The sequence below is a fragment of the Pseudomonas sp. KH_017 genome, from assembly GCF_057840285.1.
The window spans coordinates 6,129,681-6,151,391 of the sequence record NZ_CM174509.1 but is presented as its reverse complement, the minus strand read 5'-3'; the positions used below and the strand labels follow the sequence as shown (position 1 = coordinate 6,151,391).

20 protein-coding genes, 1 other RNA gene and 1 pseudogene are annotated in these 21,711 nt (G+C 60.6%); 15 read left to right on the top strand and 7 right to left on the bottom strand.

All coding sequences use genetic code 11. The annotated features are described in order from the left end of the window. Positions 1-159: 159 nt before the first annotated feature. The 5 genes from rho (at position 160) to AC3IT6_RS28060 (ending at position 7,106) form a co-directional block, all read left to right on the top strand. Positions 160-1,419 (top strand): transcription termination factor Rho, encoded by a 1,260-nt coding sequence (gene rho, locus AC3IT6_RS28080; protein WP_046039047.1) that lies wholly within the window; start codon positions 160-162, stop codon positions 1,417-1,419. A 196-nt stretch (positions 1,420-1,615) separates the two neighbouring features. Beyond that, positions 1,616-3,613, top strand: a complete 1,998-nt coding sequence (locus tag AC3IT6_RS28075; protein ID WP_489353787.1) for an acyltransferase family protein — start codon at positions 1,616-1,618, stop codon at positions 3,611-3,613. A gap of 69 nt (positions 3,614-3,682) precedes the next feature. After that, positions 3,683-5,149, top strand: a complete 1,467-nt coding sequence (gene ubiD, locus AC3IT6_RS28070) for a 4-hydroxy-3-polyprenylbenzoate decarboxylase (protein WP_008048693.1) — start codon at positions 3,683-3,685, stop codon at positions 5,147-5,149. Then, the gene (locus AC3IT6_RS28065) at positions 5,149-6,117 is read left to right on the top strand and encodes a CDP-6-deoxy-delta-3,4-glucoseen reductase (protein WP_489353786.1); all 969 of its coding nucleotides are present in this window, start codon (positions 5,149-5,151) and stop codon (positions 6,115-6,117) included. Before ubiD ends, AC3IT6_RS28065 begins: the two co-directional genes overlap by 1 nt. Before the next feature lie 320 nt (positions 6,118-6,437). Next, positions 6,438-7,106 (top strand): gamma-glutamylcyclotransferase, encoded by a 669-nt coding sequence (locus tag AC3IT6_RS28060; protein ID WP_223443898.1) that lies wholly within the window; start codon positions 6,438-6,440, stop codon positions 7,104-7,106. Here the strand turns inward: AC3IT6_RS28060 and glpT are convergent. Continuing rightward, a complete protein-coding gene (gene glpT / locus AC3IT6_RS28055) occupies positions 7,082-8,431 on the bottom strand; it encodes a glycerol-3-phosphate transporter (protein ID WP_489353785.1) in 1,350 nt (449 codons plus the stop codon). The genes AC3IT6_RS28060 and glpT overlap by 25 nt on opposite strands. 389 nt (positions 8,432-8,820) lie before the next feature. Continuing rightward, the gene (locus tag AC3IT6_RS28050; protein ID WP_489353784.1) at positions 8,821-9,798 is read right to left on the bottom strand and encodes an NADPH:quinone oxidoreductase family protein; all 978 of its coding nucleotides are present in this window, start codon (positions 9,796-9,798) and stop codon (positions 8,821-8,823) included. Between the two features lie 150 nt (positions 9,799-9,948). On the opposite strand from AC3IT6_RS28050, the gene AC3IT6_RS28045 reads away from it, so the two are divergent. Further along, positions 9,949-10,356 (top strand): flagellar basal body-associated protein FliL, encoded by a 408-nt coding sequence (locus AC3IT6_RS28045; RefSeq protein WP_489353783.1) that lies wholly within the window; start codon positions 9,949-9,951, stop codon positions 10,354-10,356. Between the two features lie 142 nt (positions 10,357-10,498). Here the strand turns inward: AC3IT6_RS28045 and AC3IT6_RS28040 are convergent, their stop codons facing one another. Beyond that, positions 10,499-10,951: an EVE domain-containing protein gene (locus AC3IT6_RS28040; RefSeq protein WP_223443903.1), complete on the bottom strand. Its 453-nt coding sequence runs from the start codon at positions 10,949-10,951 to the stop codon at positions 10,499-10,501. Between the two features lie 195 nt (positions 10,952-11,146). Here AC3IT6_RS28040 and AC3IT6_RS28035 point away from each other — a divergent pair, with 195 nt between their 5' ends. Further along, complete coding sequence (locus AC3IT6_RS28035) at positions 11,147-11,302, top strand: hypothetical protein (RefSeq protein WP_007982896.1); 156 nt, start codon at positions 11,147-11,149, stop codon at positions 11,300-11,302. 35 nt (positions 11,303-11,337) lie between these two features. Here the strand turns inward: AC3IT6_RS28035 and AC3IT6_RS28030 are convergent, their stop codons facing one another. The 4 genes from AC3IT6_RS28030 to AC3IT6_RS28015 form a co-directional block, all read right to left on the bottom strand. After that, on the bottom strand, positions 11,338-11,943 hold the full coding sequence (locus tag AC3IT6_RS28030; protein WP_150724958.1) for a 5-formyltetrahydrofolate cyclo-ligase: 606 nt from the start codon (positions 11,941-11,943) through the stop codon (positions 11,338-11,340). Positions 11,944-12,029: 86 nt separating this feature from the next. Beyond that, a non-coding RNA gene (gene ssrS / locus AC3IT6_RS28025) (6S RNA) lies at positions 12,030-12,208 on the bottom strand. Between the two features lie 30 nt (positions 12,209-12,238). Further along, positions 12,239-12,556, bottom strand: a complete 318-nt coding sequence (locus tag AC3IT6_RS28020; RefSeq protein ID WP_007982900.1) for a cell division protein ZapA — start codon at positions 12,554-12,556, stop codon at positions 12,239-12,241. Then, complete coding sequence (locus AC3IT6_RS28015; RefSeq protein ID WP_007982902.1) at positions 12,553-12,762, bottom strand: TIGR02449 family protein; 210 nt, start codon at positions 12,760-12,762, stop codon at positions 12,553-12,555. The genes AC3IT6_RS28020 and AC3IT6_RS28015 overlap by 4 nt, the downstream gene beginning before the upstream one ends. 208 nt (positions 12,763-12,970) lie before the next feature. On the opposite strand from AC3IT6_RS28015, the gene AC3IT6_RS28010 reads away from it, so the two are divergent. The 8 genes and pseudogenes from AC3IT6_RS28010 (at position 12,971) to gcvT (ending at position 21,699) form a co-directional block, all read left to right on the top strand. Beyond that, entirely contained in the window at positions 12,971-13,528 is a 558-nt protein-coding gene (locus AC3IT6_RS28010; RefSeq protein ID WP_150724959.1) for a YecA/YgfB family protein, read from the top strand. A gap of 27 nt (positions 13,529-13,555) precedes the next feature. Further along, on the top strand, positions 13,556-14,890 hold the full coding sequence (gene pepP / locus AC3IT6_RS28005) for a Xaa-Pro aminopeptidase (protein WP_489353782.1): 1,335 nt from the start codon (positions 13,556-13,558) through the stop codon (positions 14,888-14,890). Next, entirely contained in the window at positions 14,887-16,074 is a 1,188-nt protein-coding gene (gene ubiH, locus AC3IT6_RS28000) for a 2-octaprenyl-6-methoxyphenyl hydroxylase (protein ID WP_489353781.1), read from the top strand. The genes pepP and ubiH overlap by 4 nt, the downstream gene beginning before the upstream one ends. A 27-nt stretch (positions 16,075-16,101) precedes the next feature. Next, a pseudogene (locus tag AC3IT6_RS27995) lies at positions 16,102-16,225 on the top strand (tetrameric acyl-CoA thioesterase); the annotation flags it as partial. Positions 16,226-16,234: 9 nt separating this feature from the next. Further along, positions 16,235-17,452: a 2-octaprenyl-3-methyl-6-methoxy-1,4-benzoquinol hydroxylase gene (locus tag AC3IT6_RS27990; protein WP_489356689.1), complete on the top strand. Its 1,218-nt coding sequence runs from the start codon at positions 16,235-16,237 to the stop codon at positions 17,450-17,452. A 248-nt stretch (positions 17,453-17,700) separates the two neighbouring features. After that, complete coding sequence (locus AC3IT6_RS27985) at positions 17,701-18,705, top strand: extracellular solute-binding protein (RefSeq protein WP_489317627.1); 1,005 nt, start codon at positions 17,701-17,703, stop codon at positions 18,703-18,705. Between the two features lie 138 nt (positions 18,706-18,843). Then, positions 18,844-20,460, top strand: a complete 1,617-nt coding sequence (locus tag AC3IT6_RS27980) for an ABC transporter permease (protein WP_150724964.1) — start codon at positions 18,844-18,846, stop codon at positions 20,458-20,460. A gap of 156 nt (positions 20,461-20,616) precedes the next feature. Beyond that, the gene (gcvT, locus tag AC3IT6_RS27975) at positions 20,617-21,699 is read left to right on the top strand and encodes a glycine cleavage system aminomethyltransferase GcvT (RefSeq protein WP_489353780.1); all 1,083 of its coding nucleotides are present in this window, start codon (positions 20,617-20,619) and stop codon (positions 21,697-21,699) included. Positions 21,700-21,711: the final 12 nt, after the last annotated feature.

The following is a 21,711-nucleotide window of genomic DNA, read 5'->3' as shown; positions in this document are numbered from 1 at the left end:
CATTCGGCCCCGCACTGGTTTCTCCATTGCCCCCTGCTAGCCGTCGCCGACGCACTCCTTTTCGAATAAGTACGCGATCCTGTCGCCTTCTCTGCGGCGCGGCCTCATTAAGCCAAAAGCTTAATTTCCCCCCTCCATAAATGATTACGTCATTCCTATATGAATCTGACTGAACTCAAGCAAAAGCCGATTACCGAACTGCTCGAATTGGCCGAACAGATGGGCATAGAAAATATGGCCCGTTCGCGCAAGCAGGACGTGATTTTCTCCCTGCTCAAGAAGCACGCGAAAAGCGGTGAGGAAATCTCCGGTGATGGCGTGCTGGAGATTCTCCAGGACGGCTTCGGCTTCCTGCGCTCCGCTGACGCTTCCTATCTCGCCGGCCCAGACGATATCTACGTCTCGCCGAGCCAGATCCGTCGTTTCAACTTGCGCACCGGTGACACCATCGTTGGCAAGATCCGCCCTCCAAAGGAAGGCGAGCGTTATTTCGCGCTGCTCAAGGTCGACACGATCAACTACGACCGTCCGGAAAACGCGAAAAACAAGATTCTCTTCGAGAACCTGACCCCGCTGTTCCCGACCGTGCGCATGAAGATGGAAGCCGGTAACGGTTCCACCGAAGACTTGACCGGTCGTGTCATCGACCTGTGCGCCCCGATCGGTAAAGGCCAGCGCGGTCTGATCGTTGCACCGCCGAAAGCCGGCAAGACGATCATGCTGCAGAACATTGCCGCGAACATCGCGCGTAACAACCCTGAAGTTCACCTGATCGTGCTGTTGATCGACGAACGTCCGGAAGAAGTAACCGAAATGCAGCGCACCGTGCGCGGCGAAGTGGTTGCCTCGACGTTCGACGAGCCGCCAACCCGTCACGTGCAGGTTGCCGAAATGGTGATCGAGAAGGCCAAGCGCCTGGTCGAGCACAAGAAAGACGTGGTGATCCTGCTCGACTCCATCACCCGTCTGGCTCGCGCCTACAACACCGTGATCCCGAGCTCCGGCAAGGTACTGACCGGTGGTGTCGATGCCCACGCCCTGGAGAAACCGAAGCGTTTCTTCGGTGCTGCGCGGAACATCGAAGAAGGCGGCTCGCTGACCATCATCGCCACCGCGCTGGTTGAAACCGGCTCGAAGATGGACGAAGTGATCTACGAGGAATTCAAAGGCACCGGCAACATGGAGCTGCCGCTGGATCGCCGTATCGCTGAAAAGCGCGTCTTCCCGGCCATCAACATCAACCGTTCCGGCACCCGCCGCGAAGAGTTGCTGACCGCCGACGACGAGCTGCAGCGCATGTGGATTCTGCGCAAGCTGCTGCACCCGATGGACGAAGTGGCTGCCATCGAGTTCCTGGTCGACAAGCTGAAAACGACCAAGACCAACGACGAATTCTTCCTGTCGATGAAGCGCAAGTAACATCGCCCGTTGAGTTCAAGAGAATGGCGCCCCGGTGGGGCGCCATTTTTTTTGCCCGCATTTTTTGCCCAGGCCATGGGAGGTTTTTGATTGGCCAAGGTCAGTTGGTTAGCACTTCAACCAGCCGCGTTAGCAGTCATCTCCGGGGGTGATGCTCAAGCGCGCTGAAAACAACGATCTGACTGGTTTTATGTTTATGGGCTCACTGGCTTATCGAAGGGATATCGACGGCTTGCGCGCAGTGGCGGTGATCGCTGTCGTGCTGTTTCATTTTGGCGTTCCGGGGTTTACCGGCGGTTTTGTCGGCGTGGACGTGTTTTTCGTGATTTCCGGTTTCCTGATCACATCGATCATCTGGAATCAGCGTCAGGCCGGGCAATTCAGCTTCGTCGATTTCTGGGCCCGGCGTGCGCGGCGGATTTTGCCGGCGTTGTTCGCGATGATCATCGCGGTGCTGGCGGTCGGCTGGTTGTTGCTGGCGCCGAAGGATTACGAAGAGCTTGGGCGATCGGTGCGTTACCAGGTGATGTTCGTGTCCAACATCCTGTTCATGCGCCAGGACGGCTATTTCGATGTCGCCTCCGATCTCAAACCCCTGCTGCACACCTGGTCGCTGGCGGTGGAGGAGCAGTTTTACATCGTCTTCCCGTTGCTGCTGACACTGCTGTCGAGCCGTCTCAAGCATTGGCGACTGGCACTGTTCGGCGTATTGCTGCTGTCATTTGGCTTGAGCGTCTGGGCCGTCGCCCATCATCCGGAAAAAGCCTTCTTCCTGTTGCCTATGCGTGCGTGGGAGCTGTTGGCCGGTGCGATGCTGGCGGTCGCGCCCAGGCATGGGGGGCGTCTCAAGCCGATTGCGGCGCAGTGGCTGAGCCTGCTCGGCATGCTGTTGATCCTGTTGGCGGTGTTCGGTTATGACAAGGCCACGCCATTCCCGGGCGTTGCGGCGTTGCTGCCGGTGCTTGGCGTGGTGCTGCTGATTCTGGCCAATGGTCATCGTGAAACCTGGATTGGTCAGTTTTTGAGCAGTCGGATAATGGTCGGCCTCGGCCTGATTTCTTATTCCTGGTACTTGTGGCACTGGCCGGTGTTCGTATTCTCCAGCTATGCCAGCGTCGGTGAACCGAGTGCTGTCGACAGTACCGGGTTGATTTTGCTGACGCTGTTGCTGGGTTATCTGTCCTGGAAATTCGTCGAGACCCCGTTTCGTGAGCGTCGCCTGCTCGCCGGGCGCCGGCAGATTTTGCTGGCCGGTGCCTGCGGTGTCCTGGTGCTCGGCCTGGCCGGGCAGACCTTGCGCTGGACCGACGGCTTGCCGTGGCGTCTGTCTGACCAGGCCCTGCAATACGCCAAGGCTCGCGAATGGCGGCCGGAACTGATGGCCTGCCTGGCCGATGACAAGACGCCGGATGACAAGTTGTTCTGTCGTTATGGCGTGCAAAACCGCCTACCCCGAGCGCTTGTCTGGGGCGATAGTCATGCCACGGCATTGATTCCGGTTTTCGACGAGGGGGCCAAGGCCCATGACGTCAACGTGATGCTCGCCAGTTCTGCTGGTTGTTTGCCTGTCGAAGGCCTGGAGCACGATGCACGTTGTGCGCGGTTCAATCGGCGCCTTGAGCAGGCCTTGAAGCCGCAAGCTGTCAGCGATGTGGTGTTGGTCGCGCACTGGAGCCTGTACCTCTACGGTGACGGTAAAGGTGATCTGGGTCACGCTCTGAAAAGCGCTGACGGGCATTACGACCGCGCCAGTGCCGAACAACGTCTGGCCGATGGCTTGCGTACCCGGGTCGCGCAATTGCGTGCCGGCGGGCATCGGGTGTGGCTGGTAAAAGAGGTGCCGTTGCAGGCCTTCAGCCCACCGTATCGCCTCACCCGTCTGGCAATGCTGGACCGTCCGGTCGACGATGTTGGGCTGGCGCTCGCAGAGCACTACAAGCGTCAGGCATTCATCAGTCAATTGTTCGCACAACTGGCGCAAGACCCGGCGGTACAGGTGGTGGACCCGGCGCCAAGGCTGTGTGACGCGAGCGGTCTGTGCCGCGCCGAACGTGGCGGCTACTCGTTGTACACCGATGACAATCACCTCTCGGAGGTGGGTGCGCGGTGGGTGGCGCCGATCCTCGAACCGCTGTTTGTCAGTCTGCAAGCCGGGGCAAACCCGGGGAAACCGCAGGTGAATGCATCCAGATAAGCAGCGATAAGCTGCCAGCGGCGGGCAGAGCAGGTAGGATGTACGCCTATTTTTCGGGTGCCATCATCAATGAAATTCAAGGATCTTCGGGATTTCGTGCAGCAGCTTGAGCAGCGCGGAGAGTTGAAACGCATCCAGATCCCCGTCTCTCCAGTGCTGGAGATGACCGAGGTGTGTGATCGCACGCTGCGTGCCAAAGGCCCGGCGCTGTTGTTCGAAAAGCCGACAGGCTATGACATCCCGGTGCTCGGCAACCTGTTCGGCACCCCCGAGCGGGTTGCCATGGGCATGGGTGCCGAATCGGTCAGCGAGCTGCGCGAAATCGGCAAGCTGCTGGCGTTCCTCAAGGAACCCGAGCCGCCCAAAGGCTTGAAGGATGCCTGGTCCAAGCTGCCGATCTTCCGCAAGATCATTTCGATGGCGCCGAAAGTCGTCAAGGACGCGGTGTGCCAGGAAGTGGTCATCGAAGGCGACGATGTCGACCTGGCCATGCTGCCGGTGCAGACCTGCTGGCCGGGCGATGTTGGCCCGCTGATCACCTGGGGCCTGACCGTCACCAAAGGCCCGAACAAGGATCGCCAGAACCTCGGCATCTATCGTCAGCAGGTGATTGGCCGCAACAAGGTCATCATGCGCTGGCTGAGTCACCGTGGCGGCGCGCTGGATTACCGCGAGTGGTGCGAAAAGCACCCGGGCCAGCCGTTCCCGGTTTCCGTGGCCCTGGGCGCTGACCCGGCGACCATCCTTGGTGCCGTGACCCCGGTGCCCGACAGCCTTTCCGAATACGCCTTCGCAGGCCTCCTGCGCGGTAACCGCACCGAGTTGGTGAAGTGCCGGGGCAACGACCTGCAAGTGCCGGCCACCGCCGAAATCATCCTCGAAGGCGTGATCCATCCGGGCGAGATGGCCGATGAAGGTCCGTACGGCGACCACACCGGTTACTACAACGAAGTCGATAGCTTCCCGGTGTTCACCGTCGAGCGCATCACCCACCGGATCAAGCCGATCTACCACAGCACCTACACCGGCCGTCCGCCGGATGAGCCGGCGATCCTCGGCGTGGCATTGAACGAAGTGTTCGTGCCGATCCTGCAGAAGCAGTTCCCGGAGATCACTGACTTCTACCTGCCGCCCGAAGGCTGCTCGTACCGCATGGCCATCGTGACCATGAAGAAGTCGTATCCGGGCCACGCCAAGCGGGTAATGCTGGGTGTCTGGTCGTTTTTGCGACAGTTCATGTACACCAAGTTCGTTATTGTCACCGACGACGATATCAACGCCCGGGACTGGAACGATGTGATCTGGGCCATCACCACGCGCATGGACCCCAAGCGCGACACGGTGATGATCGACAACACGCCGATCGACTACCTGGACTTCGCTTCGCCGGTGTCCGGCCTGGGTTCGAAAATGGGCCTCGATGCCACACATAAATGGCCGGGCGAAACCACCCGCGAGTGGGGCCGGGTCATCGTCAAGGACGATGCCGTGACCCAGCGGATCGATGCAATCTGGAATCAGTTAGGAATAGATTGATGCGTGTAACCTTGCAGCCCTCCGGAGCAGTGCTTGAGATATTGCCCGGCGAGCGGATTCTCGATGGCGCACGACGTCTGGGCTACGAATGCCCGCAAAGCTGCCGCAACGGCAATTGCCACGTGTGCGCGGCGTTGCTGGTGGAAGGCCGGGTCGAGCAGACCGGCGATGTGCGCGACCATGGCGAGTTCTACACTTGCATAGCGGAGCCGCTGGAAGACTGCATCGTGCTGTGGGATGGCGTGCTCGCGCTGGGAGAACTGCCGGTGCGTAGCGTGTCGTGTCAGGTCATTGAGTGCAAGGAGGTGGGCGGCGACACCTGGCGCGTGCGTCTGCGGGCTCCTGCCGGGAAGCCGCCGCGCTACCACGCCGGCCAGTACCTGATGATCGAGCGCGAGAGCGGCGAAAAGTCCGCCTTCTCCCTCGCCTCGGCACCGCATGCGGGGCGCGACCTGGAAATCCACGTACTGGCGCGCGAATCCAGTGCGCTGAGCCTGATCGAACAACTCCAGCGCAACAGCATGGTGCGGGTCGAATTGCCGTTTGGCGATACCCACCTGGAGGAGTTGCCGGACGGTCCTCTCGTGCTGATCGCCGCTGGTACCGGCATGGGCCAGATCCACAGTCTGATCGAGCATTGCCGGGCCTCGGGTTTCAAGCACCCGGTGCATCTGTATTGGGGCGTGCGTCGTCCTGAAGATTTTTATCAAATCGAGCACTGGGACGAATGGCTGAAGTTGCCCAACCTGTTCCTGCACAAGGTCGTCAGCGATCAATGCGGCTGGGAAGGGCGGTGCGGGATGTTGCATGAAGCGGTCTGTGAAGACTTCCCTGACTTCAAGCCGCTGCATGTGTACGCCAGTGGCTCTCCGGCCATGGTTTACGGCACGCTGGATGCGCTGGTGGAAGCGGGGATGGACGCTCACCAGATGCGTGCCGATGTGTTTGCCTACGCACCGCGCTCTTGAGCCTGGATCCTGATGCTGCTCCCCCTGTAGGAGCGAGCTTGCTCGCGATGGAGGTCAACGATAACGCTTGCAGTCTGGAGGAACGCGTTGACCTTGAGTGCATCGCGAGCAAGCTCGCTCCTACAGGTTTATAACTCTATATATAGCCAATCGGCATTTATAAACTTCTATAAATGTCGGTAGGTTATATGTCATTCAGGCATTTAAATAAGTCCGGTGCCATGGCATTCAAATTGCCTTAAAACTTATGTGCCTTATTGTTACAGCTGTGCGTTCTATTAAGTAATTCTTCACCCGCGGGGAGCTGAACGCTATTCGCCATGAGCGCCATTGAATCTGCTTTTTTGAATCTGGCTTATCCTCCGCGGCTCGATCTGGGGCCGCAGCTCACTCACGAACAACTGCTCAGCTCGATGCAATCGACCATGGCGCGCCACAAGGGTGGGCCGGTCTGGTTGTTTGCGTATGGTTCGCTGATCTGGCGCCCTGAATGCACGGCGGTTGAGCGGGTTCGCGGCCGGGTGCATGGCTATCATCGCGGGTTGTACCTGTGGTCCCACGAACATCGTGGCACACCGGAAATGCCCGGCCTGGTGTTTGGCCTGGATCGCGGCGGTTCTTGCAGCGGTTTCGCCTATCGCTTGCCCGAAGAGCAACTCGAAGCCTCGCTGTATGCACTTTGGCAGCGCGAGATGCCTTTCCCTTCCTACCGCCCGCACTGGCTCAACTGCCGTCTCGAAGATGGCAGCCAGGTTCAGGCATTGGGATTCGTTCTGGAGCGACATCTGCCCAGCTATGCCGGCAACTTGCCGGACCATGTGCTGAGCCATGTGTTCGAAAACGCCTGCGGGCGCTACGGCACCACTCGCGATTATGTCGAGCAGACCGCGCACGCCCTGCGCAGCCACGCCATGCCAGACCGAAATCTGGAGGCGCGGCTCAAGCGCTGTAAATCAACGGCCGATCAAGCGAGTGCTTCGCGGCCCTGACTGGCGATTTGTTTGTGCCGTAGTGTCGGGGCCAGGAAGGCCATCGCCAGCAGGCAGGCGCCGACCAGCAGCACGAAGCCGCCGTCCCAACCGAAATGGTCCACGGTGTAGCCCATCGCTGCACTGGCCGCGACCGAACCGCCCAAGTAACCGAACAGACCGGTAAAGCCCGCCGCCGTACCGGCAGCTTTCTTCGGTGCCAGTTCCAGCGCCTGCAGGCCGATCAGCATCACCGGGCCGTAGATCAGGAAGCCAATGGAAAGCAGCGCGATCATGTCGACCATCGGATTGCCGGCCGGGTTGAGCCAGTAAACCAGCGTCGCGACCGTCACCAGCGCCATGAACACCATGCCGGTCAGGCCACGGTTGCCACGGAAGATCTTGTCCGACATCCAGCCGCACAGCAGCGTGCCCGGAATACCTGCCCACTCGTAGAAGAAGTACGCCCACGAGGTTTTATCCACAGTGAAACCCTTGGCTTCCTTGAGGTAGGTCGGTGCCCAGTCCAGCACGCCGTAGCGCAGCAGATAAACAAAGACGTTGGCCAGGGCGATGTACCAGAGCATTTTGTTGCGCAGCACGTATTTGACGAAGATTTCCTTGGCGCTGAATTCTTCTTCGTGGCTGGCGTCGTAGCCTTCCGGGTAGTCGTTCTTGTATTGCTCGATCGGCGGCAGGCCAACCGATTGCGGGGTGTCGCGCATGGCCACAAAGGCAAACACCGCTACTGCCAGCGCCACGGCTGCCGGCACGTAGAACGCGGCGTGCCAGTCATTGAACAGACCCATGCCGAGCAGGAACAACGGGCCGATCAGGCCGCCGCCGACGTTGTGCGCCACGTTCCACACGGACACCACACCGCCACGTTCCTTCTGTGACCACCAGTGCACCATGGTCCGGCCACTCGGCGGCCAACCCATGCCCTGCGCCCAGCCGTTGATGAACAGCAGAATGAACATCATGGTCACGCTGGACGTCGCCCAAGGCGCGAAACCGAAAACGAACATCACCCCGGCCGACACCAGCAGGCCGAACGGCAGGAAGAAGCGCGGGTTGGAACGGTCGGACACCAGGCCCATCAGAAACTTCGACAGACCGTAGGCAATCGCGATGGCGGACATCGCCAGACCCAACTGACCACGGGAGTAGCCCTCGTCGATCAGGTACGGCATAGCCAGGGAGAAGTTCTTGCGCAGCAGGTAGTAACCGGCATAACCAATGAAGATGCCGGCGAAAATCTGCCAGCGCAGGCGTCGGTAGGTGCTGTCTATTTTTTCTTCAGGCAATGGAGCCTGATGTGCGGCAGGACGAAAGAAAGCAAACATTCAAGAGCTCCAGATTTCTTGTTTTGACTGCGGATACGAATGTTACAGTTTCGTTACCGAAAATAGCACCGGTTCTCATCGGCAAAACAGCGGAAATGTTGGATATCGCGCGTTCCTTTATGAACATGTCGCTCAGATGTAAGTGAGGGGCGTTGCAGGAAGGGTTAACGGTTTCGTTTGCAGGCGCTTGATGTACCTGAAGCAGGGCAGCTCTTTGGGAATGATCCTTGGTTTCGCCCGGGTGGCGCTGGCAATCGCAGACTCCTCGGGGGTGGATCTGCAGGTTTTCACCGGTATGTGCGGTTTCTGCCGGAGGAGATACGAGTATTGCTATAGATGTCAAAAAAGGAGCGCAACCATAGGGTCGCACTCCTCTTGCCGCAAGGGCCTCAGCGAACCTGCACCACCACTTTCCCGACCGCTTTACGCTGACCAAGATCATTGATCGCCTGCGCCGCATTACTCAGCGGATACACCTGCGACACCAGCGGTTTCAACTTGCCCTCGGCAAACCAGGTAAACAACTGCTGGAAGTTCGCCGCGTTGTCTTGCGGCTGGCGTTGGGCGAACGAGCCCCAGAACACGCCGAGCACTGCCGCGCCCTTGAGCAAGGCCAGGTTGACCGGCAGTTCGGGAATGCGCCCGCTGGCGAAGCCGACCACCAGCAGGCGGCCGTTCCAGGCGATGGCGCGGATCGCCTGGTCGAACAGGTCGCCGCCCACCGGGTCGTAGATCACGTCGGCACCCTGGCCGTCGGTCAGGCGCTTGATTTCGTCCTTCAGGCTGGTTTCGCTGTAGTTGATCAGTTCGTTGGCGCCGGCGGCCTTGGCCACGGCGAGTTTCTCTGCGCTGCTGGCCGCGGCGATCACCCGGGCGCCCATGGCTTTGCCGATTTCCACCGCCGCCAGGCCGACACCGCCGGACGCACCGAGGACCAGCAGGGTTTCACCCGGTTGCAGGTTGCCGCGCTGCTTGAGGGCATGCATCGAGGTGCCGTAAGTCATGCTGAAGGCGGCGGCAGTGTTGAAGTCCATGGACGGCGGGATTGGCAACACGTTGTAACCCGGCACGGCAACCTGCTCGGCAAAGCTGCCCCAGCCGGTCAGGGCCATGACTCGGTCTCCGACTTTCAAGTGGCTGACCTTTTCGCCCACTGCGCTGACCACGCCGGCCGCTTCACCACCCGGCGAAAACGGGAAGGGCGGCTTGAACTGGTATTTGCCCTCGATGATCAACGTGTCGGGGAAATTCACCCCGGCGGCGTGCACGTCCAGCAGGATTTCGTTCTTCTTCGCGACAGGACTGGCGACGTCTTCCAGCACCAGCGATTCGGCAGGGCCGAAGGCTTTGCACAGCACGGCTTTCATCAGGGCTATTCCTTTGGGAGTGATGGCCGATAAGTGTAGGTGTGTGGGTCGATGGGTCAACGAGCATGCCCGGCCCTGATAGTCAGCCATAAGCTTGTGCTTGCGCGGCGGGTCGTTATGCCAGGCCGCAAACCGGATAAGGAGCGAATTTTGAAAGCGTGGATCATGTTGATGCTGGCCCTGTCTTTGCCTGTGGCAGCGGTGGCCGAAGAAGCCAAAGAAGATGCAGCTCCGAAGGTCAGTTACATCACCCTGAGCCCGCCGTTCGTGGGTAACTACGGGCTGGACGGCACGCCGAAACTGAAGGTCTACAAGGCCGATGTGGCGTTGCGGGTGACCGGTGACGAGGCCGCCAAAGCGGTGAAGGCCAATGAGCCGTTGATCCGCAATCAATTGGTCGCGCTGTTCGCCCAGCAGACCACCGAGACGATGAACAACGTCGAGGCCAAGGAAAAGCTGCGTCAGGAGGCCCTGAAGCAGACCCAGCAGATCATGAATGATGAAACCGGAAAACCGGTGGTTGAGGATTTGTTGTTCAACAACCTGATCATTCAGTAATTCTTCTACTGTCAGGGCCGGCCTCTTCGCGGGCAAGCCCGCTCCCACAGTGGATTTGTGTTGAAATACAATCAAATGTTCGCCACAGAACCTTGTGGGAGCGGGCTTGCCCGCGAAGAGGCCGGTACAGGCAACAAATGACTCAAGGCTTTAAGGCAATCACCGCCGCCCACTGCTCCGCCGTCACAGGCATCACCGACAACCGCGAGCCTTTCTGCACCAGCGGCAACTCGGCCAGCGCCGTCTGCTGCTTCAGGTAATCGAGTTTCAGCACGCGGGCAAACGTCTCGACATGCGCGACATCGATCGCACTCCAGGCGTTTTTGTCCGGGGTGGCCTTCGGGTCAAAATAATGGCTCTGCGGCTCCAGCGCCGTCGGGTCCGGATACGCGGCTTCGACAATCTTGCCGATTCCGGCGATGCCCGGCTCAGGGCAGCTGGAATGATAGAAAAAGAACTCATCACCCACTGCCATGGCCCGCAGGAAGTTGCGTGCCTGATAGTTGCGAACCCCGTCCCAGCGCGTTTTGCCGAGCTTTTCCAGCCCCTTGATCGAGAGTTCGTCGGGCTCGGATTTCATCAGCCAGTAGGCCATGTCTTTTGCTCCTTGCGTGGTGATTGGGCAGCTTGTCGGCGATTTTATGACAAACCGACAGTCGGTTGGCGTCAGCATTTGCGCAGCGGTTCACGTTGTCGCAAAATGCCGGCCTTTAAAGCTTGACGCTGCTGCACGGCCTACAAACGGAAACCGCTGCTGTCATCGTGTTGATGTGCCTTTGGGGGGCAATCGATGAAACGCAAACCGGATTTACTATGGATTTTGGTCATTTTGTTTGGCCTTGGCGTCGTGACCACCGGCTATGCCCAAAGCCTGTGGGCCAACAAGACCGATGCGCCGGTCGAACTCGCCCAATTGCAGCAACAGTCCACAGCCTTCAAGCGCTGATCCTGTTGCCTCGGCGCCACTGATCGAAGTGGCGCCTAGCCTGCGTAATACCAGGCCTTGTCCGTCACCGTTCCTTGCAGCGGCACATCCCAGCTTGCCTGAGCCAATCGCGCCACCTTCTGACATTCATGGGCCAGCCCCAGCAGCGTCGGCTTGCGCCAGTCGTTTCGTCGCGCCAGGTAGGCCAGGCTCCGGTCGTAGAAGCCACCGCCCATCCCCAGGCGTCCACCGACATCGTCAAATCCCACCAAAGGTAAAAGCACCAGATCCAGCGCCCAGACTTTACGTTGCCGGGCGAGGTTGTGCCTTGGTTCAAGAATGCGGAAGCGGTTGGGTTTGAGTTTTTCCCCGGGACGGATGCGCTGGAACACCATTTTGGTTCGCGGCCAGGCGCTCAGCACCGGCAGATAGGTGGCTTTGCCCCGGCGTTGCGCGGCGCGCAGCAACAGGTGCGGATCGATCTCACCGTCGGTCGGCAGGTAGAGCGAGATGTGTCTGGCGCGGCGGAACAGCGGTTGCTGGGCCAATTGCTTGTACAGCCCGCGAGCGGCCTGGCGCTGCTGACTGGGAGTCAGTGCGCGGCGGGCCTTGCGCAGCATGCGTCGAAGTTGCGGGCGGGGGAGCAGCGCAGGTTCGGTCATGTATTCGGGCTTCAACAATGCGGATACGTGAAGCGTACCCGTAAAAACGCCAATGCCGGTATCAAAACCGGCATTGGACTGAAATCAGGCTCCCCGAATGTGCCGCTGTCGACTTAGCCCTTGAACCCGAAAGTTCAAGGTGGAAGATGCAGTAGGCTTTAAGGCTTTCCGTCTAGCGGACATGCACACCAGCCCAACGTGCAACCTCCAGGGTATAGCAAATCGGCTCAGGGACATCGCCAACTGGCAAGCACCCCAGGGAGTGAGGGGATTATACCGCAAGCGGCGGCGCGAATCAGCCTTTGGTGACGTCCGGATCGGTGGCGAGCGCCAGATCGACGCGATCGAGCAGGTCACGCACCTGTTCGCGGGTCGATCCGCTGGCCTGGATATCCGGGCGTTCTTCCTTGTGCAGCAGGTCGTGGGTGATGTTCAGCGCGGCCATCACGGCGATACGGTCGGCGCCGATGACTTTGCCGCTGCTGCGGATCTCGCGCATCTTGCCGTCCAGATAACGGGCAGCGCTGACCAGATTACTGCGCTCTTCCTGAGGGCAGATGATCGAATATTCTTTGTCGAGGATCTGCACGGTGACGCTATTGCTTGAACTCATGAGTCTTGCTCCAGGGCCTTGAGGCGCGAAATCATCGATTCGACCTTACGCCGGGCGATTTCGTTTTTTTCAATGAGGTGTGCGCGTTCCTCGCGCCAGGTCTTTTCCTGAGCTAGTAAGAGTCCATTTTGACTCTTAAGTTGCTCGACTCGGGTAATCAGCAGCTCGAGTCTGGCCATCAGCGCTTGCAGGTCGGTGTCTTCCATTGTCTTCACTGTCTGATGGGTGTTGGATTGTAGGAGCGAGCTTGCTCCGGGCGGCACTCCGACGATGAACCTGAGAACGCCGCAGGGTGTCAGGTACCCAGCGTTATCGTTGACGACCATCGCGAGCAAGCTCGCTCCTACAGGGGTAGTCGATGTAGGATACAAGGCCTTCATTCTAGACATAGCGCCGTCTGGCGCCTAGCTGCCCATGACCATTCAGAATTCCCCGTACCAAGGCTTCGCCACCCTGCTGACTTCCAGCGGTCACAACGTCTCGCCTGCTGAACTGCACGGCCTGTTGCTCGGCCGCAGCTGCGCCGGCGCCGGTTTCGACGCCGAAGGCTGGCTGATCGACGCCGCCGAACTGCTTGAAAGCGAGCCGCAGGACAACGTTCGCAACGCCCTGATCGGCCTGCAAGCGATGGTAAAAGGCGAACTCACCGGCGATGACGTGACCGTCGTTCTGCTGTTGCCGACCGACGACGCCCCGCTCACCGAGCGTGCCGCCGCACTGGGCGAGTGGTGCCAGGGTTTCCTCAGCGGCTTCGGCCTGAACTGCCGTGACAGCAGCACCCTGAGCACCGAGGCCACCGAAGTGCTGCAGGATCTGGCGGCCATTTCCCAAGTGCAAGACGCGCTGGAAGAGTCCGAAGACGGCGAAAGCGACTACATGGAAGTCATGGAGTACCTGCGCGTCGCACCGCTGCTGCTGTTCTCCGAGACCAAGAAAGACGTGCCGGCCGCCGCCAAACCGTCTTTGCACTAATCGTAAGACAGGGAAAACCATCTGCCCATGATCCACATCCCGAAATCGGAATACAGCCGTCGCCGCAAGGCCCTGATGGCGCAGATGGAACCCAACAGCATCGCCATCCTGCCCGCCGCCGCGGTGGCCATTCGTAACCGCGACGTCGAGCACGTCTACCGCCAGGACAGCGACTTCCAGTACCTCAGCGGTTTTCCCGAGCCCCAGGCCGTACTGGTGCTGATGCCGGGGCGCGTGCATGGCGAATACATCCTGTTCTGCCGCGAACGTAATGCCGAGCGCGAGCTATGGGATGGCCTGCGTGCCGGGCAGGAAGGCGCGATTCGCGACTTCGGTGCCGACGACGCCTTTCCGATCACTGATATCGACGACATCCTGCCGGGTCTGATCGAAGGCCGTGACCGGGTGTATTCGGCCATGGGCAGCAACCCCGAATTCGACCGCCACCTGATGGAGTGGATCAATGTGATCCGCTCCAAGGCCAACCTCGGTGCCCAGCCGCCGAACGAATTCGTTGCCCTGGATCATCTGCTGCACGACATGCGCCTGTATAAATCGGCGGCAGAAGTGAAAGTGATGCGCGAGGCTGCGCGGATTTCCGCCCAGGCGCACGTACGGGCCATGCAGGCCTGTCGCGCCGGGGTGCACGAATTCAGCCTGGAAGCCGAGCTCGATTACGAATTCCGCAAGGGCGGGGCGAAGATGCCGGCCTACGGGTCGATCGTCGCGGCGGGGCGCAACAGCTGCATCCTGCATTACCAGCAGAATGACGCGCTGCTCAAGGACGGGGATCTGGTGCTGATCGACGCCGGTTGCGAGATCGACTGCTACGCCAGCGACATCACCCGGACCTTTCCGGTCAGCGGCAAGTATTCAGCGGAACAGAAAGCGATTTACGAATTGGTGCTGGCTTCCCAGGAAGCCGCCTTTGCCGAAATCGCCCCGAACAAGCACTGGAATCAGGCGCATGAGGCCACGGTCCGGGTCATCACGGCCGGGCTGGTCAAGCTGGGTCTGCTGCGGGGCGACGTTGACGAACTGATCGCCAGCGAAGCCTACAAGGCGTTTTACATGCACCGCGCCGGCCATTGGCTGGGTATGGATGTGCATGACGTCGGCGAATACAAGGTCGGCGGCGAGTGGCGCGTGCTGGAAGTCGGCATGGCGCTGACGGTGGAGCCAGGGATCTATATCGCCCCGGACAACCAGAATGTTGCGAAGAAATGGCGCGGCATTGGCGTGCGCATCGAGGACGACGTAGTGGTCACCAAAACCGGCTGTGAAATATTGACGAACGGCGTGCCGAAAACTGTCGCCGAGATCGAGGCCCTGATGGCCGCCGCGCGGACACAGGCAGCATGAGTCGAGTGAACCTGGCAATCATCGGTGGCGGGCTGGTTGGTGCAAGCCTGGCACTGGCGCTTCAGGCAGGGGCCAAGGCCCGAGGCTGGAAGATCGTGTTGATCGAGCCGTTCGCCCCTGGCGACAGCTATCAACCGAGTTACGATGCCCGTTCTTCGGCGCTTTCCTTCGGCTCGCGGCAAATCTATCAACGGCTGGGCGTCTGGCAGGAAGTCTCGCGCCGCGCCGAGCCGATCAAGCAGATTCATGTTTCCGACCGTGGTCGGTTCTCGACGGCGCGGTTGTCGGCGATGGAGGAGGGTGTTCCAGCGCTGGGTTATGTCGTTGAAAACGCCTGGCTCGGCCAATGCCTGTGGCAAGGCCTGGACAAGGACGTGATCAGTTGGCGCTGCCCGGCGGAAGTCACCCGCATGGAGCCGCTGACCGATGGCTACCGCCTGACCCTCAACGATGAAACCACCCTGGAGTGCGACCTCGCGGTGCTCGCCGATGGCGGCCGCTCCGGCCTGCGCGAACAACTGGGGATCGGCATCCGCAAGCGTCCGTACAACCAGAGCGCGCTGATCGCCAACATCACCCCAAGCGAAGCCCACAACGGCATGGCCTTCGAGCGTTTCACCGACGAAGGCCCGATGGCGTTACTGCCGCTTCCGGATAATCGCTGCGCACTGGTCTGGACCCGCCTGGGCATGGACGCGCAACGCCTGGCGGCCCTCGATGAGCGCAGCTTCCTCAGCGAGTTGCAGGGTGTGTTCGGTTATCGCCTCGGCACATTGAAACAGGTCGGTGCGCGGCATCTGTATCCGCTGACACTGGTCGAGGCCGAAGAACAGGTGCGCCCGCATCTGGCGATTCTCGGCAACGCGGCGCACAGCCTGCATCCGATTGCCGGCCAGGGGTTCAACCTGTCCCTGCGCGATACCCAAGCCCTTGCCGATGCCTTGCTCGCCAGCGACAAGCCATTGGGCGACTTCGCCACGTTGCAGGCCTATCGCGAACGCCAGCGTCTCGATCAGGACCTCACCGTGGGCTTCTCCGATCAGGTCACGCGCCTGTTCGGCAGCACCCAGCCGCTGGTGTCTCTGGGGCGCAACATCGGCTTGCTCGGCCTCGATCTGCTGCCACCGGCCAAACGCTGGTTTGCCCGGCAGGCGATGGGGTTGGGTACACGACCGGATGCGTAACTGGCTGATCCGCCGATTCGGCAAGGCGCGATTGATAAAAAATATCTGCCGCAATTGCAGGTTCGACATTCATGACGGCTCCTGCCACCTGGTGGCGCGAGTCGGGAAAACCCTTTACGTGCGGCTCAAGCCGCAAGAGAGACAGGCTTAAAGCATGGAAATGCGCGCAGATCTGCTGATTGTCGGGGCCGGAATGGTCGGCAGCGCCCTGGCGCTGGCGTTGCAGGACAGCGGGCTGGAAGTCCTGCTGCTGGACGGCAGCCCCATGAGCGTCAAACCATTCAACGCGCAGGCTGCGTTTGAGCCGCGGGTGAGCGCCTTGTCGGCCGCCAGCCAGCGGATTCTCGAGCGCCTGGGCGTGTGGGATGGCATCGCCGGGCGGCGCAGCAGCCCCTACACCGACATGCAGGTCTGGGATGGCAGCGGCACCGGGCAAATCAACTTCTCAGCGGCCAGCGTGCATGCCGAGGTGCTGGGGCATATTGTCGAGAACCGCGTGGTCCAGGATGCCTTGCTCGAGCGCCTGCACGATTGCGACCTGGGGTTGCTGGCCAATGCTCGCCTGGAGCAGATGCGCCGCTCCGGCGATGACTGGCTGCTGACCCTGGCCGACGGCCGCACCTTGCGCGCGCCGCTGGTGATCGCGGCGGATGGCGCCAACTCGGCGGTGCGACGCCTGGCCGGTGTGGCGACCCGCGAATGGGATTATCTGCACCATGCCATCGTCACCAGCGTGCGTTGCGCCAAACCGCATCAGATGACGGCCTGGCAGCGCTTCACCGATAACGGTCCGTTGGCGTTCCTGCCCCTTGAGCGCGACGGCCAACAGGATTGGTGTTCGATCGTCTGGTCGACCACACCCGGCGAAGCCGAACGCCTGATGGCGATGGATGAACAAGGTTTCTGCAAGGAGCTGGAGCGGGCCTTTGAAGGTCGGCTCGGCGAAGTACTGAGCGCCGATCCGCGCCTGTGTGTGCCTCTGCGCCAGCGGCATGCCAAGCGTTATGTGGCTGAAGGCCTGGCATTGATCGGCGACGCGGCCCACACCATTCACCCGTTGGCCGGGCAGGGGGTGAATCTCGGATTCCTCGATGCCGCCGTGCTGGCCGAAGTGTTGCTGCAAGCGGCAACACGTGGCGAACGCCTGGCGGATGTGAAGGTCCTCAGCCGTTACGAACGTCGACGCATGCCCCACAACCTGGCGCTGATGGCGGCAATGGAAGGCTTCGAGCGCTTGTTCCAGGCCGATCCGTTGCCGGTGCGCTGGTTACGTAATACCGGGTTGAAAATGGTCGAGAAGATGCCAGAAGCCAAGGCGTTGTTCGTGCGTGAAGCGCTGGGGTTGACCGGGGATTTGCCGGCGTTGGCCAAGGCCTGAGATTTTTGTTGAGGTTAAAGGCCCCATCGCGAGCAAGCTCGCTCCCACAGGAATTCAGGTGTTAATGCAACTTGTGTGAACGCTGGAGAACCCTGTGGGAGCGGGCTTGCCCGCGAAGGCGTCAGCACAAGCACCACAAATTCCAGGCGATGCAACATCTGGTAACTCCTCCACGGTCAGCTTCGATTGAGAAGCTAAATGTGAGTCCTTATCATTTGTCCTCATTTATCAATCGAGAGACCGCTCCCATGTTGGCACCGAAGCGTCTACTGACTGCACTGGCCTTGACCCTGATCGGCAGCACCGCCGCCCAGGCCGCTGACGAGGTGGTGGTCTACTCCTCGCGTATCGACGAGCTGATCAAGCCAGTATTCGATGCCTACACCGCCAAGACCGGCGTGAAGGTGAAGTTCATCACCGACAAGGAAGCGCCACTGATGCAGCGGCTCAAGGCCGAGGGCGCGAATACGCCGGCCGACCTGCTGCTCACCGTCGATGCCGGCAACCTCTGGCAAGCCGAGCAGATGGGCATCCTCCAGCCGTTCACCTCGAAAACCATCGACGCCAATATTCCGCTGCAGTACCGGGCCGCCTCCCATGCCTGGACCGGCCTGAGCCTGCGGGCGCGGACCATTGCCTATTCCACTGATCGGGTTAAGCCGGGTGAACTGACCACCTACGAAGCGCTGGCCGACAAGCAATGGGAAGGCCGCCTGTGCCTGCGTACGGCGAAGAAGGTCTACAACCAGTCCCTGACCGCGACCATGATCGAAGTGCACGGCGCCGGGAAGACCGAGGAAATCCTCAAGGGCTGGGTCAAGAACCTCTCCACTGACGTGTTCTCCGACGACACAGCCGTGCTGGAAGCGATCAATGCCGGCCAGTGCGACGTCGGTATCGTCAACACCTACTACTACGGCCGCCTGCACAAGCAGAAGCCAGACCTGCCGGTGAAACTGTTCTGGCCGAACCAGGCTGACCGTGGCGTACACATCAACCTGTCGGGTATCGGCCTGACACAACACGCGCCACACCCGGAAGCGGCCAAGGCCCTGGTGGAGTGGATGACCACCCCTGAAGCACAGAAAATCTTTGCCGATGTGAACCAGGAGTTCCCGGCGAACCCGGCCGTGCAGCCATCGGCTGAAGTCGCCGCATGGGGCAAGTTCATCGCTGATACCTTGCCTGTGGAAATCGCCGGCAAGCGTCAGGCCGAAGCGATTCGCTTGATGGACAAGGCTGGCTGGAACTGAGCCTGCTGTTTTAAAGGTCAAAAGATCGCAGCCTCCGGCAGCCCCTACAGGTTGATCACCAACCCAATGTAGGGGCTGCCGGAGGCTGCGATCTTTTTGCGTTTTCTCTACACTTCAAAATTTCGCGAGAGATTTTCCTTGGCTCATCCCGCCCAACGCCGCTGGTATCCAGTCGTCTTCGCCATCGCTGCGCTGGTCCTGTTGCCCCTGAGCGTCCTGCTGCTTTCCTGGCAAACCATCGATCAACAGATCTGGTCCCATCTCTGGGACACACAGATGCCGCGTTTGCTGGGCAATACCCTGACCCTGGTGCTAGGCGTCGGTGTCGGCGTGACAGTCCTGGGTGTCAGCCTGGCCTGGCTCACCAGCCTTTGCGAATTCCCCGGCAGGCGCTGGCTGGACTGGGCGCTGATGCTGCCCTTCGCGATCCCGGCCTATGTGCTGGCCTTCGTCTTCGTCGGCCTGCTGGATTTTGCCGGCCCCGTGCAAACCCTGTTGCGGGAGTGGTTTGGCAGTGGTCTGCGCCTGCCGCGCGTGCGTTCCACGGGCGGCGTGATTGTGGTGCTGGTGCTGGTTTTCTATCCCTATGTCTATCTGCTGGCCCGCACCGCCTTCCTCGCCCAAGGCAAAGGCCTGATGGAAGCCGCGCGAGTCCTTGGCCAATCGCCCTGGCAAGCGTTCTGGCGGGTGGCGTTGCCCATGGCGCGACCAGCCATTGGCGCGGGCGTGGCATTGGCGCTGATGGAAACCCTGGCAGACTTCGGCGCAGTGTCGGTGTTCAACTTCGATACCTTCACCACCGCCATCTACAAGACCTGGTACGGTTTTTTCAGCCTGTCGTCCGCCGCGCAACTGGCCAGCCTGTTGCTGCTGGTGGTGATGCTCGTGCTCTACGGCGAACGACGTGCCCGTGGGGCCAACCGGGCGAGCAACGAGCGACCTCGGGTCAAGGCGCTGTATCACCTGCGAGGCGTCAAGGCACTGGCGGCCACGACGTGGTGCGGTCTGGTGTTCGCCTGCGCTTTCGTTATCCCGATGCTGCAATTGGTGGTGTGGTTCTGGCTGCGCGGGCGCTTCGATCTCGACGAGCGTTACACCGGGTTGATCGTCCATACCTTGTATCTGGGTGCGATGGCGGCGTTGATCACCGTCAGCGTCGCCTTGTTACTGGCGTTTGCCCGACGATTGGCGCCCACCCGGGTCATTCGTTCCGGGGTCAGTCTGGCCAATCTGGGTTATGCCTTGCCCGGTTCGGTGCTGGCGGTGTCGATCATGCTGGCGTTCAGTTACCTGGATCGCGAACTGGTGATCCCGCTCTCGAGCTGGCTCGGTGGCGCGGGTAAGCCGCTGCTGCTGGGCAGTCTGTCGGCGTTGCTGCTGGCCTATCTGGTGCGCTTCATTGCGGTGGCCTTCGGGCCACTGGAAAGCAGTCTGGCGCGTATACGGCCATCTTTGCCCGAAGCGGCACGTAGCCTTGGCGTCAGTGGGCCACGACTGTTTTTCAAAGTGTATCTACCATTATTGCTACCCGGCACGTTGAGCGCCGCGCTGCTGGTGTTCGTCGACGTGCTCAAGGAAATGCCCGCGACCTTGCTGATGCGCCCGTTTGGCTGGGACACGCTGGCGGTGCGAATCTTCGAAATGACCAGCGAAGGCGAATGGGCACGGGCGTCTTTGCCGGCGTTGACCCTGGTGCTGGTCGGACTGTTACCGGTCATCGGATTGATCCGGCGTTCAGCACATCGAAACAGCTAGGTGTCAGTCCTACACCTTGCGGCTACAATGCGCGGCATTCGGTGCGGTCCGTCTGACAGACCAGGTAGCTGAAATCGGCTGAAGGCCCTTTGTTACAAGGCATTCAGTCCGTGCAGCACCTGCCCGCGCCTTCGCCACGCCCGGAAGGAGAAACCCATGGGACAGCGTACGCCTCTGTATGACCTTCATCTCGCACTCGGCGCGAAGATGGTCGATTTTGGCGGTTGGGACATGCCTCTGCATTATGGATCGCAGGTCGAGGAGCACCATCAGGTGCGCCGCGATTGCGGTGTCTTCGATGTATCCCACATGACCGTAATCGATGTCGGCGGCGCCCAGGCCAAAGCCTGGCTCCAGCATTTGCTGGCCAATGATGTCGAACGCCTGCACAGCCCCGGCCGTGCGTTGTACAGCACCATGCTCAACGAGCAGGGCGGGATCGTCGACGACATGATCGTCTACCGTCTCGATGAGGGTTATCGCCTGGTGGTCAACGCCTCCACCCGCGATCAGGACATGGCCTGGATGCAAGCGCATCTCGACGGTTTCGACGTGCAACTTCGCGAGTGCTCCGAGTTGGCGATGCTGGCCATCCAGGGCCCCCACGCCCGGCAAAAAATTGCCGAGCTGGTCAGCCAGTCCCGCGGCAACCTGATCCAGCTCCTCAAGCCCTTCGAAGGCCTGTCCGATGGTGACTGGTTCATCGCACGCACCGGGTATACCGGTGAAGACGGCCTGGAAATCATTCTGCCGGCCGATCAGGCGCCAGGCTTTTTCAACGATCTGGTCGGTGCCGGCATTTCTCCCATCGGCCTCGGCGCGCGGGATACCTTGCGGGTTGAAGCCGGCATGAACCTTTACGGTCAGGACATCCAGCAGGATATTTCCCCCTTGGCCTCCAATATGGCCTGGAGCATTGCCTGGGAACCCGCCACCCGGCAGTTCATCGGGCGCAAGGCGCTGGAAGCCGAGCAGGCCGCCGGCGTGCAGCACAAACTGGTCGGTCTGGTCCTTGAGGAGCGCGGTGTTTTGCGCGCTCATCAGGTGGTCCGCATCGCCGATGTTGGCGAAGGGGAGATCACCAGTGGTAGTTTCTCTCCTACGCTTAGCAAGTCGATTGCACTGGCGCGCGTGCCGGTGGCTACCGCCGACCGCGCTGAAGTGGAAATCCGTGGCAAGTGGTACCCGGTCCGAGTGGTCAAACCGACCTTCGTACGCCACGGTAAAACCTTGATCTAACTTTTTTTGGCG

Coding starts and splice junctions, on each gene's coding strand:
- AC3IT6_RS27985 (WP_489317627.1), top strand. CDS start 17,701: ATGTTGGCACCGAAGCGTCTACTGACTGCACTGGCCTTGACCCTGATC.
- AC3IT6_RS27990 (WP_489356689.1), top strand. CDS start 16,235: ATGCGCGCAGATCTGCTGATTGTCGGGGCCGGAATGGTCGGCAGCGCC.
- gcvT (WP_489353780.1), top strand. CDS start 20,617: ATGGGACAGCGTACGCCTCTGTATGACCTTCATCTCGCACTCGGCGCG.
- AC3IT6_RS28050 (WP_489353784.1), bottom strand. CDS start 9,798: ATGAAAGCCGTGCTGTGCAAAGCCTTCGGCCCTGCCGAATCGCTGGTG.
- AC3IT6_RS28035 (WP_007982896.1), top strand. CDS start 11,147: ATGAAACGCAAACCGGATTTACTATGGATTTTGGTCATTTTGTTTGGC.
- AC3IT6_RS28020 (WP_007982900.1), bottom strand. CDS start 12,556: ATGAGTTCAAGCAATAGCGTCACCGTGCAGATCCTCGACAAAGAATAT.
- AC3IT6_RS28040 (WP_223443903.1), bottom strand. CDS start 10,951: ATGGCCTACTGGCTGATGAAATCCGAGCCCGACGAACTCTCGATCAAG.
- AC3IT6_RS28065 (WP_489353786.1), top strand. CDS start 5,149: ATGCGTGTAACCTTGCAGCCCTCCGGAGCAGTGCTTGAGATATTGCCC.
- AC3IT6_RS28015 (WP_007982902.1), bottom strand. CDS start 12,762: ATGGAAGACACCGACCTGCAAGCGCTGATGGCCAGACTCGAGCTGCTG.
- AC3IT6_RS28060 (WP_223443898.1), top strand. CDS start 6,438: ATGAGCGCCATTGAATCTGCTTTTTTGAATCTGGCTTATCCTCCGCGG.
- ubiD (WP_008048693.1), top strand. CDS start 3,683: ATGAAATTCAAGGATCTTCGGGATTTCGTGCAGCAGCTTGAGCAGCGC.
- glpT (WP_489353785.1), bottom strand. CDS start 8,431: ATGTTTGCTTTCTTTCGTCCTGCCGCACATCAGGCTCCATTGCCTGAA.
- AC3IT6_RS28030 (WP_150724958.1), bottom strand. CDS start 11,943: ATGACCGAACCTGCGCTGCTCCCCCGCCCGCAACTTCGACGCATGCTG.
- AC3IT6_RS28075 (WP_489353787.1), top strand. CDS start 1,616: ATGGGCTCACTGGCTTATCGAAGGGATATCGACGGCTTGCGCGCAGTG.
- AC3IT6_RS28010 (WP_150724959.1), top strand. CDS start 12,971: ATGACCATTCAGAATTCCCCGTACCAAGGCTTCGCCACCCTGCTGACT.
- ubiH (WP_489353781.1), top strand. CDS start 14,887: ATGAGTCGAGTGAACCTGGCAATCATCGGTGGCGGGCTGGTTGGTGCA.
- pepP (WP_489353782.1), top strand. CDS start 13,556: ATGATCCACATCCCGAAATCGGAATACAGCCGTCGCCGCAAGGCCCTG.
- rho (WP_046039047.1), top strand. CDS start 160: ATGAATCTGACTGAACTCAAGCAAAAGCCGATTACCGAACTGCTCGAA.